8 protein-coding genes are annotated in these 13795 nt (G+C 62.2%); 4 read left to right on the forward strand and 4 right to left on the reverse strand.

All coding sequences use genetic code 11. The features are described from left to right. The first annotated feature begins 34 nt into the window (after nucleotides 1-34). Both AB4Y44_RS13430 and AB4Y44_RS13435 read left to right on the forward strand, forming a co-directional pair. Nucleotides 35-1267 (forward strand): cytochrome c, encoded by a 1233-nt coding sequence (locus tag AB4Y44_RS13430; protein ID WP_368699872.1) that lies wholly within the window; start codon nucleotides 35-37, stop codon nucleotides 1265-1267. Between the two features lie 348 nt (nucleotides 1268-1615). After that, nucleotides 1616-7153: an AAA family ATPase gene (locus AB4Y44_RS13435; protein WP_368699837.1), complete on the forward strand. Its 5538-nt coding sequence runs from the start codon at nucleotides 1616-1618 to the stop codon at nucleotides 7151-7153. A 31-nt stretch (nucleotides 7154-7184) separates the two neighbouring features. On the opposite strand, the gene AB4Y44_RS13440 is transcribed toward AB4Y44_RS13435, so the two are convergent. Beyond that, nucleotides 7185-7781: a cytochrome b gene (locus AB4Y44_RS13440; protein WP_368699838.1), complete on the reverse strand. Its 597-nt coding sequence runs from the start codon at nucleotides 7779-7781 to the stop codon at nucleotides 7185-7187. Then, entirely contained in the window at nucleotides 7778-8839 is a 1062-nt protein-coding gene (locus tag AB4Y44_RS13445) for a catalase family peroxidase (RefSeq protein WP_368699839.1), read from the reverse strand. The genes AB4Y44_RS13440 and AB4Y44_RS13445 overlap by 4 nt, the downstream gene beginning before the upstream one ends. Before the next feature lie 230 nt (nucleotides 8840-9069). Between AB4Y44_RS13445 and AB4Y44_RS13450 the strand changes: the two genes are divergently transcribed. Beyond that, nucleotides 9070-9447, forward strand: coding sequence for a BON domain-containing protein (locus AB4Y44_RS13450; RefSeq protein ID WP_368699840.1), 378 nt, complete (start codon nucleotides 9070-9072; stop codon nucleotides 9445-9447). A 104-nt stretch (nucleotides 9448-9551) separates the two neighbouring features. Here AB4Y44_RS13450 and AB4Y44_RS13455 read toward each other — a convergent pair whose 3' ends face one another. Together AB4Y44_RS13455 and AB4Y44_RS13460 are read right to left on the reverse strand one after the other, a co-directional pair. Further along, nucleotides 9552-10241 (reverse strand): type 1 glutamine amidotransferase domain-containing protein, encoded by a 690-nt coding sequence (locus AB4Y44_RS13455; RefSeq protein WP_368699841.1) that lies wholly within the window; start codon nucleotides 10239-10241, stop codon nucleotides 9552-9554. 121 nt (nucleotides 10242-10362) lie between these two features. Continuing rightward, a complete protein-coding gene (locus AB4Y44_RS13460; RefSeq protein WP_368699842.1) occupies nucleotides 10363-10998 on the reverse strand; it encodes an SDR family oxidoreductase in 636 nt (211 codons plus the stop codon). Nucleotides 10999-11508: 510 nt separating this feature from the next. Between AB4Y44_RS13460 and katG the strand changes: the two genes are divergently transcribed. Further along, on the forward strand, nucleotides 11509-13773 hold the full coding sequence (katG, locus tag AB4Y44_RS13465) for a catalase/peroxidase HPI (RefSeq protein ID WP_368699843.1): 2265 nt from the start codon (nucleotides 11509-11511) through the stop codon (nucleotides 13771-13773). Nucleotides 13774-13795 lie beyond the last annotated feature (22 nt).

Here is a 13795-nt window from a genome sequence, read left to right on the forward strand (position 1 = left end):
CCGCAATTGCGCATTGGCCGTGTTGACGGTTCCGATGGTTTCGAGCCTGGCTTGCGCGGATGACGCGGCGCTGATCCAGCGTGGCGAGTATCTCGCGAAGGTGGGCGATTGCGTAGCCTGCCACCTGACGCAACATGGCAAGCCGTTCGTGGGTGGACTGAAAATGATGACGCCGATGGGCGCCATCTATTCGACGAACATCACCCCCGATCCCGATACCGGCATTGGCCGCTACACCGAAGCGGACTTCGCACGAGCCCTGCGTGAAGGGGTGGCCAGAGACGGCCACAATCTGTATCCGGCCATGCCTTACCCATCGTATGCGAAGGTCAGCGACAGCGACGTGCACGCGCTTTATACCTACTTCATGAAAGGCGTTGCACCCGTGAAGCAGACGAACCGCGAGTCCGATATCAAGTGGCCGTTGAACATGAGATGGCCGCTCATGTTCTGGAATATGGTGTTCCTGCACAAGGGTGCGTATGAGGACAAGGCGGGCAAGGATGTCGCCTGGAATCGCGGGGCCTATCTGGTTCAAGGGCTCGGACACTGCGGGTCGTGCCATACGCCACGCGGCATCGGCTTTCAGGAAAAGGCGCTCGACGAGAGCGGCAGCGTTTATTTGACGGGCGCGCCCGTGGATAACTGGTTCGCTTCGAATCTCACGGGAGACTACAACGCGGGTTTGGGTCGCTGGTCGGAGGCGGATATCACGCAATTCCTGAAAACGGGGGCGAATCTACACGCGGCCGCCTTCGGTTCGATGACGAGTGTGATCAACCATAGCAGCCAGTCGATGTCCGATGCCGACCTCGCGGCGATTTCGCGCTACCTGAAGTCGCTGCCCGCTGTGGGCGGATCGGGCGGTCCTGACTATGCCTATGACGCTAAAGCGACGAAGGTGTCGCTCGGGCGCCCGGCAAACGACGCCGGCGCGCGCGTTTATACGGCTTTCTGCATGCATTGTCACGGCCCGGACGGAAGAGGGTTTCCACCGCTGCTGGCGCCGCTTGCCGGCAACCCGAACGTACTGGCGGCCCAGCCGCTTTCCTTGATCAACGTGACCTTGAATGGCACGGAAGACATCGTTATCGGTGGTGTACCCGCGCCATACCCGATGCCCAGATTCGCTGACGTGCTCGACGACGAGCAGATCGCCAATGTTCTGACCTTTATACGCAGCGGCTGGAATAACGGGGCGCCGCCCGTATCCCCGCGCGAAGTGGAAAAGCTGCGTCAGCAAACAGCGAAAGGTTCGGCCCAATAGCAGGCAATCGCCAGCACGGCAACACGGCCGTCATTCTCCCAGACGGCCGCGCCATTTCCGGAATCCCGAAGCGGAACGCCCGAAAAGCACGGCATCGGGTTGTCGTGTATAACGTCGATACCTCTAGACCTGTCCTTCCCGTGACACGCGCCCTCAGGCGTCTGTCTCCTCGATGTCCTCATGCTTGGCGCCCCAATTGTTCGCGGAAAATGCTGGGTGCAGCGGGCCGTTTGGTCGTCGCCAATCATGCTCTTGGCATAGACTGAAGCAGGGCATCGAGTTAATACGGCAAGGCGCCGTTATTTGAATTGCCGATGCATTTCGCCGGCTTCCTGGGAGTATCAGTCGATGCGATTGGCCCCTTGGCCCGACGCTAAGTCTGTCGAATCGCTTCAAGCCGCGTGGAATGATGGCGCCTATGTCGTCTGCCGCGGCAAACGGCGAGTGGACGATGACACGCGCGAATCCGTGCTGATAGTGTGCCCCGCGCGCAATCAGTCAAACCGCGAGGTGGTGGGTCGCCTCGCGCACGAATACGCGCTTGCCGACAAGCTCGACTGCCCCGCCGCGGCGCGCCCACTGCAACTGCTGGACGAGCAGGGGCAGACGATGCTGGTGCTCGAAGACGCCGGCGACGAGCCGCTCGAAACGCTTGCCGTTCCCGTGACGCCGGTTGAATTTCTGCGCCTTGGCGTGACCATCGCGAATGCATTGGGCAAAGTGCATGCAAGAGGGATCGTCCACCGCGATATCAATCCACGCCATATCTTGCTGAACAGAGCGAATGGGGCGGTGCGTTTCACGGGCTTTGGCATCGCATCGGTGGTTCAGCGCGAACGTCAGTTGCCGGTGCCTCCGGAATTCATTGCGGGAACGCTTGCTTTCATGGCGCCCGAGCAAACCGGGCGGATGAACCGGTCGATCGATTCGCGCAGCGATCTCTATGCGCTGGGCGTGGTGTTCTACTGGTTGTTGACGGGCCAGTTGCCGTTCAGCGCAACCGATCCGATGGAGCTCGTGCATTGCCATATCGCGCGGCAGCCTCTTTCGCCGGCCGATCTCGTGCCGTCGCTCGCGCAGCCGGTTTCGGCAATCGTCATGAAGCTGCTGGCCAAGACCGCCGAAGATCGATATCAAACGGCGGCCGGCATCGTCCACGATCTGCGGCGTTGCCTCGCGCATTGGGAAACGCACGGGCAGGTTGCTAGCTTCGCGCTTGCGCAATTCGACATGCCCGATCAATTGCTGATACCGGAAACACTTTATGGCCGCAGTGCGGAAGTCGCCGCGCTCCTTGCCGCCTTCGAGCGTGTGTCGAAGGAAGGGCGCAGCGAACTCGTGCTCGTTGCCGGTTACTCGGGCGTTGGGAAATCCGCGGTCGTCAACGAATTGCACAAGGCCCTCGTGCCTAGACGAGGGCTGTTCCTCGCCGGGAAGTTCGACCAGTTTGCTCGTGATATTCCCTACGCGTCGCTCGCCATGGCGTTTCGCTCAGGCGTTCGATTGCTGTTGGGCAACAGTGAAAACGAGCTTGCGGTGTGGCGCGAGGAATTTCGACGCGCATTGGGCCCCAATGGTCAATTGATCGTCGATCTGGTGCCTGAACTGGCCATGATCATCGGCGAGCAATTGCCCGTGCCGCCGCTGGCGGAACAGGATGCGCGAAGGCGTTTCCATCTCGTCTTTCGCCGCTTCATTTCCGTGTTCGCTCGCCCCGAGCACCCACTGACGATTTTTATCGACGATCTGCAATGGCTCGACATTGCGACGCTCGAATTCCTCGAAGACCTGGTCGTGCACGGCGACACCGAGCACCTGCTGGTGGTGGGCGCATACCGGAACAACGAGGTGGGTACGGAGCATCCGCTCGCACAGAAAATGGAGGCCATCCGCGCGTCGGGCGCGCCTGTCCGCGACATCGTGCTCGCACCGCTCGCGAATCTGCACCTCGAACAACTCGTGTGTGACGCGTTGCATTGCCCCACCACACGCGCCGTGCCGCTGGCCCGCTTGCTGCACAAGAAGACCGGCGGCAATCCCTTTTTCACGCTCCAGTTCCTTTCGGCGCTTGCGGATGAGGGCTTGCTGACGTTCGATCACGTCGCCAGCCGATGGTCGTGGGACCTGCAGCAAATTCATGCCAAAGGCTACACGGAGAACGTCGTCGCGCTGATGCTGGACAAGCTGGGCCGGCTGCCCGAGCGCACGCAGGTCGTCCTGAAGCAGTTTGCCTGCATCGGCAATGCCGCGAACGTCGCGCTGCTCGAGACGATCTGCGAGTTGCCGGATGAGGCAATACGCGAAGCGCTTGCGCCTGCGGTGCAGGCGGGACTGGTACTTTGCGCCGGCGGTGCCTATCGCTTTCTTCACGACAGGGTGCAGGAAGCCGCGTACACGCTCGTTGACGAATCGGCGCGACCGTCGATGCATTTGCGCATCGGCAGGCGACTGCTCGACAATACGCCTCCGGTGAATCGCGAAGACGCCATTTTCGACATCGTCAGCCAGTTCAATCGCGCCACGCGGCAACTAGAAGGGCGCGCGGAACGCGAGCAGGTGGCGCAACTCAATCTCATGGCGGCGCAACGCGCAAAGGCCGCGACGGCGTTCGATTCCGCGCTTGCCTATCTTGGCGTCGGCCGGTCGCTGTTGACGGACGCCGACTGGATCGCTAACTACGACCTGCTTTTCTCCATCGAATATCTGCTCGCCGAGTGCGAACTGCTGAGCACGAAGACGCATTCGGCGCAGGCGCGGCTCTCCGGGCTCGTGCGGCGTGCGAGAACGAGGCATCATGCTGCGAGGGTGACGCGGCTGCGCATCACGCTCTATACGACGCTGGACCAGAGCGAGCGCAGCGTCGAGATCTGCCTGCAATATCTGCGGGAACGCGGAACGGACTGGTCGCCTCATCCCGACGAAAAGGCGGTCCGGTGCGAATTCGAGCGGATCGCCGCGCTGCTCGGCGAGCGGGAGATCGAGGACCTGATCGATTTGCCGTTGCTCGACGATCCCGAAGTGCAGGATACGCTCGACGTGCTGACGGAAATCGTGACGCCGGCGTTCTTCACCGACCAGCATCTCTGCGCATTGGTACTGTGCCGGATGGTCAATCTGAGCCTCGAATACGGCAATAGCGACGCGTCCTGCTATGCATACGTGTGGCTCGCGACGTATGCCGGTCCGGTTTTCGATCAATACGAGGCCGGCTATCGCTTTGGCCGCCTCGGCCTCGATCTGGTGGAGAAAAAACACCTCACGAAGTACCGCGCCCGCACCTATACCTCGTTCGGCAATATCGTGGTGCCCTGGGCGCGTCACGTCCTCGAAGGACGCGAGCCGATCCGGCGGGCGCTCGAGATGGCGAACGAAAGCGGCGACCTGACTTATACGCTGTATATCCTCTGCGATCTGACTCAGAATCTCGTTTCGGTCGGGGACAATCTCGAAGACGTGCAGAGCGAAGTGGACAGGGCAGTGGCGATTTCCGAACGCGTCCGGTTTCAGCTCGTCACGGACATGCTCGTCACGTATCGGGGGCTCGTGAGGACCCTGCGCGGGGAGACCGAACGCTTTGGCTCGTTCGATGACGCGCAATTCGACGAGGCGGCATTCGAAGACCATTTGCGCAGCTCCCCGACCCTGGCGCTCCCCGCGTTCGACTACTGGACGCGCAAATTGCAGGCGAGATATCTCGCCGACGAATTTGCCGAGGCGCTCGCTGCGGAACAACACGCCGAAAAGGTGTTGTGGGTCGCGACCTCGCAGTTCGAAACGGCGGAGTTTCACTTCTACGGCGCGCTCAGTCATTCGGCCTGCTGGAGCGAAGCGGGCATGCCGGAGCGGCAGGCGCATGTCGATGCGATCCGTGCTCATCTGGCCCATCTCGAGAAATGGGCTTTGCATTGCCCGCAGAATTTCGTGAACCGCGCGGCGCTCGTGGGTGCGGAAATGGCGCGCATTCGTGGGGACATTGCGCAAGCGGAACAGCTTTACGATCTCGCGACCCGCTCTGCGCGCGAAAACGGCTTCGTCCACAACGAGGCTGTAGCGTGTCAGGCGGCCGCGCGTTTCTACGCTGCGCGAGGGCTGGCGGAAATTGGCGACATGTATCTGGGGAACGCGCGGCAGGCGTTCGCGCGATGGGGCGCGAAAGGCAAGGTTCGGCAACTCGATGCGTTACATCCGCGCATCGAGCAGCCCAATCCGCCTTACTCGGTGGTCAGCAGCATGGAAGCGTCTGTCGAGCATCTCGATCTCGCCACGGTCATCAGGGTCTCGAAGGCGATTTCGAGCGAGATCGTGCTCGACAACCTGATTCAGACGGTGATGCGCACGGCCGTCGAACATGCGGGCGCGGACCGCGGTCTGTTGATCGTCGTAAGCGACGCCGCCTTTCATATCGAGGCCGAAGCGACGACAGGCGACGGGGTGATCGCGGTCAGTCTGGAAAAACGGACCGCGGAGAGCGGGCGCTTGCCCGTGTCGATATTCCAGTATGTGACCAGGACGCGCGAGAACGTCATCATTCACGACGCGAGCGCCCGGCACGACTTTTCGTCGGATCGATATTTTCTGGAGCGCCATACGCACTCGGTGGCCTGCATGCCTTTGCTGCACCAGGGCAAACCAATTGCCTTGCTCTACCTCGAAAACAATCTCGCCACCAGCGTGTTCACCGCGAGCCGGGTGGCCGTGCTGAAGCTGTTGGCTTCCCAGGCGGCGATTTCGTTCGAGAATTCCCGCCTGTATCGCGATCTCGCGGAGCGCGAGGCGAAAATTCGCCGTCTTGTCGATGCGAATATCGTGGGCGTCTTTATCTGGGATTTCGTGGGCCCGATTTACGAAGCCAACGAGGCGTTTCTGCGCTTGATCGGTTACAGCAAGGACGATCTTGCGGCGGGGCTCGTCGACTGCAGGCGGATTACGCCCGACGAGTGGCATGAGCAGGATCTGGCGGCCATTGCCGAATTGCGAAAGAAGGGTGTGCTGCCGCCTATCGAGAAGGAGTATATCCGCGCCGACGGCAGCCGCGTCGCGGTGCTGCTGGGTGCCGCGATGTTCAGCAGTTCACCGGAGCAGGTAGTGGCGTTCGTCGTCGATCTCACGGAGCGCAAACGCGCCGAGGCGGACGCAAGGAGCCATGAGCAGCGCTCGCACGAAATCGAAATGGAGCTGACCCACGCGAACCGCGTTGCCTCGCTGGGGCATCTCACCGCTTCGATCAGTCATGAGATCACGCAGCCTATCGCATCGGCGGTGTTCAATGCGCAAGCCGCCACGCACTGGCTGGACGCAAGCCCGCCCAATCTGGGCGAGGTGCGTGCGGCTATCGCGCGCGTCGTGAAGAACGGCACGCGCGCCAATGACGTGATTCGACGGATCAGGGCGCTCGTCAAAAAGCAGCTGGCGAAGCAGGAGTTATTTCTGGTCAACGACGCGATTCGCGAGGTCATCGTGTTAACGCGCGGCGAAGCGTCGAAACACCGTGTTACGTTGCACGAAAACCTGGAGGCGGATGTGCCGACGGTGGAGGGCGACCGCGTCCAGTTTCAGCAGGTCGTCATGAACCTGATCATCAACGCGTTCGAGGCAATGAGTGATTGCGCCGACGGCGTGCGGCAACTGACGATCGCCACGCGCGCCGGCGACGCCAACACCGTGCGGATAACGGTAAGCGATACGGGACCGGGCATCGGCGAAGCGGATGCCGAACGGCTGTTCGAACCGTTCTTCACCACGAAGGCTGCGGGCATGGGGATGGGCCTGTCGATCTGCCGTTCCATCGTCGAAGCGCATGGTGGCACGTTGCAGGTCCACGCGAACGTGCCCACGGGCGCCGTATTCGAGTTCGAATTGCCGGGCGTCGACTACGGCGTGCCGTGACCCCTCGGGCATGCCGGTGTGCCGCCGTGACCTAGTTGCGGCTGGAGGTCTTGCCGGCGACGAGGCCGTTATCGACTGGCATGCCCGAAACGGTATCGCCCCACGGCGCCATGGCTTCGAATACGCCGTCGCGCCGGATCAGCGCGTGCAAAAGCGCGGCAGCGATATGAGCGACGATAAGGAAGAAAAACAGTAGCGCGAGAAATTTGTGCGAATTCCAGAACAGCGTGTGCAATATGTCGCTGTGCGGCGAAATGGGGGGCAAGCGCACGCCGGCAACCACCACCGGATAGTCCCCGGCAGAGAGCATGCTCCAGCCAAGCAGCGGCAACGCGATCATCAAAAGATAGAAGGCAAGATGCGAGAGATGCGCGGCGAGCTTCATGACGGGCGGCATCCCGGCGGGCAACGGCGGCGCACCTTTTACCAGTCTTACCGCAAGGCGAATCAGGGCGAGCACGAGAATCAGAATGCCGAGCGGCTTGTGGATGGAAAGCAGCGTGAGATGGTCGGAGCGAATGGTGGACACCATACCCACGCCGATGAACAGCATGGCGAGAATCGCAAGCGCCATGAGCCAGTGGAGCAGGCGCTGCAGCGTCGAGAAGCGTTGGCCGGTCGGGTTCATTGTGCGACTCCTGCCGCGGCGGTATGGGGATAGTCGCCGGCTTCGGCGGCCCTTCTGTTGAACGACACGGAATACGCGGCCGAGCGTGCCGCAGGGAACGGATCGTCCGAGACATGCATGCCGGGCGGAAGCACCGTCGGGTCGAAGTTGAGATCGCGGCACGGGCCGTCGGCTTCGGGCTCGATCGCTTGCACGACCAGCGTGCCTGCTGAAATCTTGCGGCGATCGTCGGGCCATGCCTTGCTCGGATCGGCGCTCGGGTCGCCGGGATTGGCGACGGTGACGATCATCGTCCATCGTTGCGGCGCATTGGCTACGCGCTGCACGATATCCGCGTCGAGAAAATTGGGCCCGCGCTGCTTCAACTGGTCGGCAGAGAGCAGTTCAGGCTTCGCAGAAGGCACGAAGGACCAGCGCACCGTGCTGTCCTGCCCGGCCGTATTGGTAAACACAAAGCTGTCGAGGCTGTTGAACTGCTCTTCGGCAAACGAGGACGTCATCGGCGTTTTCGTGAGCCACGCGCCGAACGCGGGGAACTCCGGGTGAGCCGCAATGAACTGCTTCATCGCGTCGGGGTCGTCCTTCTTTCCCAACGCCTGCAGCAACGCATAGAACGCCTCGGGCGTCGACACCGCGAAGAACGGCGCATCGATCATCGCCGAGCGCCACTCGCTGCCGTCAGGCGTGACGACGCGCAGGCCGAGCCCGCGCACGCGAACGGCCGCATCGGCCGCCTTGGGGTCGGGGGACCCGAGATTGAAACGTCCGGTCACGGGATAGGTGCCGGCAACGAACATCGGCGCCTTCGAGACGGATGCCGCTGCGCCACTGGACTCGAAAACGCCCGTGAAGCAGATCCCCTTGGCGTGATTTCGCCGGAATCCGGGCGCCGCTCCACCGGGCGGTGCGAGCGCGTCGATGAGTTTGGCCGGCGTCAGCCGGCCGGGAGAAAGCCAGCCCGCCGTGAAGCAAAACGCGATGACGAGCACCGCAGCGACAAGCACGATGATGACGAGCGAACGTGTCCCCGAGCGCGCGGTATTCGGCTTGGTATCCATCTGGCTCTCCCGACCAACAAACCGGTGATGTCTGCTCGCAGGTTAGCCGCTTCCGCGAAACGGCGCCGCGCTCAGTGCGCCTGCGCAAAACGTGCGAATAAGGAATATCGGGCACTACCGTTCATCTCCGCAATCCCTCGTATGTTTTCGAAAGAAGCTCGGTGACGTGCGGCGTAGTATCAACGCGGATTCATCTGGATTTCGTTTCACCCAACAATGGAGGTGCCGCGATGAAGCTTCAAACGGTAATGACCGGGTGTTTCGCACTGCTGTTTTCGTCGATGGTTTTTGCGCAGAACGCGGTCGAGTCGTCGGGTATGGTGGGCGCCGAGGCGAACGGCGATGCGGTGCAGAAGGCGTCGAGCAAATCATCCGCACGCGAGGCGAATCGTCAGTTTGCACGCACCGTTCAGCGCGCGATCTACAAGGACCGTGCACTGGGCGAAGCGGACATCGTCGTTTTTGCGAATGCAGGCACGGGCAAGGTGGTTCTCGTCGGGCTGATCAACGATCCCACCCAGGAGCGAACCGCAATCGATGCGGCGCGTCAGGTTGCGGGGGTCACGGGCGTCACGAGCAAACTCAGTCTGCACGAGGAAGGCAATTGACGAGCGTTTGCGCCTTTGCGCGCGATTGACTTCGAATCTGGTTCGAATCGCCCTTGGTCCGCGAGGCGGCCTTGGGCGTTTCGAACCAGTCTGTTTTGCCGGGTCTATTTGTTCATGCTGTCCAACTTTTTCAGCAAGGCGTGAGCGCCTGGCCCCGAAGATGCCGGATTCTGCCCCGTGATGAGCAGCCCGGCTTCGAGAACGTACGGCTGCCAGTCTGCGACGCTCGAATAATTGCCACCCTTTGCCTTGAGTTCGTCTTCCACGAGAAATGGCACGACGTGTGTCAAACCAACCGCGGCTTCCTCGGAATTGGAAAAGCCTGTCACCGGCTTGCCTTTGACCATCGGTTCACCGTCCGCTCCCTTTACGTGACGCAGCACGCCGGGCGCATGACAGACGAGCGCGACGGGCTTGCCTGCGCCTATCGTGCGCTCGATGAGCGAGATCGAATCCGCGTCTTCGGCGAGATCCCACATCGGACCGTGGCCACCCGGGTAGAAAACGGCGTCGAACGCGTCGTGGGCAATATCCTTGAGTATCGCGGTGCTTGCGAGCGCCGCTTTCGCACTGGCGTCGGCCTCGAAGCGGCGAGTCATGTCGGTCTGGTTCGCGGGTTCGTTGCTCTTGGGATCGAGCGGCGCTGCGCCGCCCTTGGGCGACGCCAGCGTCAGGTCCACGTTCGCGTCCTTGAACACGTAGTACGGTGCGGCCAGTTCCTCCAGCCAGAAGCCCGTCTTGCGGCCCGTATTGCCCAGTTGGTCGTGCGACGTCAGGACTACCAGAATCTTCATGACTTTCTCCTTGCCCGGCGACGGGCGCTGAGGGGACATCGAGGAGATCTCATTGTGACTTGGGAGTGCCTGTCGTTGCTTCCGTAAAACGAGGCGTTATTTCGCTTTTGCACTGAAGTCGTCAAACCGCGGCGAGTGCGCTGGCGATCGGATCCTTGCCGCCCGCGAAGCCGATGACCTTGCGCGAGAGGCCCGCCTTGAGCGCTTCGACGACGACCTCGGCAACGTCGTCGCGCGCCACCGGGGCGTGCGGCGATCCCACGTTCGAGACGATCTGGATCGTGCCGACGCCGGGCTCCACGCTCAGCTGGCCGGGCCGCAATATGACGTACTCCAGGGCGCTGGCAATCACGTAGTCGTCGGACTGCTGCTTCATTTCGGCGTAATGGCGCAGCGTATCCGGCGCGCGTTTCGGATCGAACGCCAGCAACGCGCTGACGACGAGAAAGCGGTTCACGCCTCGTTGCGTCGCGTAGTTCGCCGCGTGAATGACCGCGTCGCGGTCGATCTGACGCTCCTGATCCGCGCCTTCGGTTTCGGCGGAACCGGCGGCATAGACCACGGCGTCGATCCCCGCGAAAGCCTGCGAGAAGTCGCTCTCGAGGTCCGCGATCGCTGTATCGGCGCCGAGGCGAAGGAATTCGTCGGCTTTTACCGCGTTGCGTATCAGCGCACGAAAAGGCATGGCCGCAGCGTGCAGTTTTTGCGCGACCGACCGGCCGGTGCGACCGCTCGCGCCGATAAGCAAGACCTTCATGACGCTCTCCTGGGGTTCATGGTCAGTTCTCGCAGTCTAGTCCGATCCGCGTTTCGCCGTTGAGTAGGCGTTGCGCGGTTACCGATCTGCATGGCTTGCCGATTCAAACTGCGCGCAGGGGGTGTTGCGCTAACTGCTTTAGATTCCACGGGACAGTCCACACTTTCCGGAATCTCAGAGAGGCGACATGAAGTTGCGATGTTCCATCGTGGCCGTGAGCGTGACGCTGGCATGCGCCGCAGGACCGGTTCGAGCGTATTCCGTAACGAGCTATGAGGCGCTCGGAGCGAGCCGGGTCGAGGCGTGTGCCACGGCAAAGAAGAACGCCGAATCTGCAACGGATGAGCGAGCCCACGGGCGCCTGGAGAGCATCGGCGCCTGTCAATGCAGCCACGAGAGCGACCCGAAGGCGCAGGGACAATGGCGATGTCTCGTCGAAGCGATTCGCAGCAAATAGGTCATGTTGCCGGAAAACCGGTGCATCAATCTGGACCCGCAAGGAGGTAGCGAATGTCAACCGATGCAACGTGTCCGTTCACCCATGCGGCGGGAGACGGGACCAACAATCTCGAATGGTGGCCGCATCGGCTGCGGCTGGAACTGTTGAGCCAGCACTCGAGCCGATCGAACCCGTTGGGACCTGATTTCAGTTATGCGGCGGCCTTCGGGAAACTCGACTTCGCGGCGCTGAAAAGAGACCTCGCTGCGCTCATGACCGACTCACAGGCGTGGTGGCCCGCCGACTTCGGCCACTACGGGCCGTTCTTCATCCGCATGGCATGGCACGGCGCCGGCACCTACCGCACGGGTGACGGTCGCGGCGGCGCAGGGCGCGGGCAGCAGCGTTTCGCGCCGCTCAATAGCTGGCCGGACAACGCGAACCTCGACAAGGCGCGACGTCTGCTTTGGCCGATCAAGCAGAAATACGGCCAGAACATTTCCTGGGCCGATCTGCTGATCCTGACCGGCAACGTCGCGCTCGAAACCATGGGCTTCAAGACGTTCGGCTACGGTGCGGGCCGCGAGGATACGTGGGAGCCCGACGAGGACGTCTATTGGGGAAGCGAAAAGACCTGGCTCGGCGGGGACCTGCGCTACGGCAAGGGCGCTGCCCCGCGGGACGACAGCAAAGACGGCGTGGTCGCGGCCGACGCGGCTATCCATGGCGAGGAAGCGACCCGCGCGGCGAGCGGTCGGCATCTGGAAGATCCGCTTGCCGCCGTGCAGATGGGTCTGATCTATGTGAACCCCGAGGGACCGGAGGGCAACCCCGACCCGGTGGCCGCGGCGCACGACGTCCGCGAAACCTTTGCGCGCATGGCGATGAACGACGAGGAAACGGTCGCGCTCATCGCAGGCGGCCACTCGTTCGGCAAGACCCATGGGGCTGCGCCGGCCAGCCATGTCGGTCCCGAACCGGAAGCGGCGAGTCTCGAGAACCAGGGCCTGGGCTGGAAGAACAGCTTCGGAACCGGCAACGCCGCCGACACGATCACGAGCGGTCTGGAAGTCACGTGGACGGGCACGCCAACGCAATGGGGCATGGGCTTCTTCATGAACCTGTTCGGCTTCGAATGGGAACTGACGAAGAGTCCGGCCGGCGCGCATCAATGGGTCGCGAAGCACGCGAGCGCCATGATTCCCCACGCGCATGACCCGTCGAAGAAGCTGTTGCCGACCTTGCTCACTACGGACCTCTCACTGCGCTTCGATCCCGCGTACGAGAAAATCTCGCGTCACTTCATGGAGAATCCCGATCGGTTCGCAGATGCGTTTGCGCGCGCCTGGTTCAAGCTCACGCATCGCGATATGGGGCCGCGCGCGCGTTATCTCGGACCGGAGGTGCCGACCGAACAACTGATCTGGCAGGACCCGATCCCGGCTGTCGACCACGAACTCGTCGACGAAAGCGACATCGCCGTGCTCAAGCAGAAGATAGCGGATTCGGGGCTCTCTGTTTCGCAACTGGTTTCGACGGCCTGGGCGTCCGCGTCGGTGTTTCGTGGCTCGGACAAGCGCGGCGGCGCCAATGGTGCGCGTATACGTCTCGCACCGCAAAAGGACTGGGCCGCGAATCAACCCGCGCAGCTGGCGCAAGTGCTGGAATCGCTCGAAGCCATCCAGCGTGCGTTCAACGACGCGCAGTCCGGCGGCAAGAAAATATCGTTGGCAGACCTGATCGTTCTGGCGGGCGACGCGGGCATCGAAAGGGCGGCGCAAGACGCTGGCTACCATGTCACCGTGCCGTTCGCGCCGGGCCGCATGGACGCCTCGCAGGAGCAAACCGATGCGCACGCGTTCGAAGCACTGGAGCCGTTCGCCGACGGGTTCCGCAACTTCCTGAAGGGAACAAGGAGCGTGCCTGCCGAGCACCTGCTGATCGACAAGGCACAATTGCTCACGTTGAGCGCGCCGGAGATGACCGTGCTGATGGGCGGCCTGCGCGTGCTGAACGTGCATTCGGGAGAGGGGGCTCACGGCGTGTTCACCGAGAGACCGCAGACGCTGACCAACGACTTCTTCCGCAATCTGCTCGACATGAGCACGGAGTGGACGCCACGTTCGCCGGCGCGGGATATCTTCGAAGGGCGTGATCGCAAGACAGGTGAGCTGAAATGGACCGGCACGCGCGTCGATCTCGTCTTCGGTTCGAATGCGCAATTGCGCGCGCTATGCGAAGTCTATGCAAGCGACGACGGACAGGAAAAGTTCGTGCGCGATTTTGTGGCCGCATGGGCGAAGGTCATGAATCTCGACCGGTTCGATCTGGCATGATCCGCCCTTCGCGAGACGCCGG

Origin of the sequence: Paraburkholderia sp. BR10937 (assembly GCF_040965695.1) — a bacterium.
In the GTDB taxonomy this organism is placed as follows: Bacteria; Pseudomonadota; Gammaproteobacteria; order Burkholderiales; family Burkholderiaceae; genus Paraburkholderia.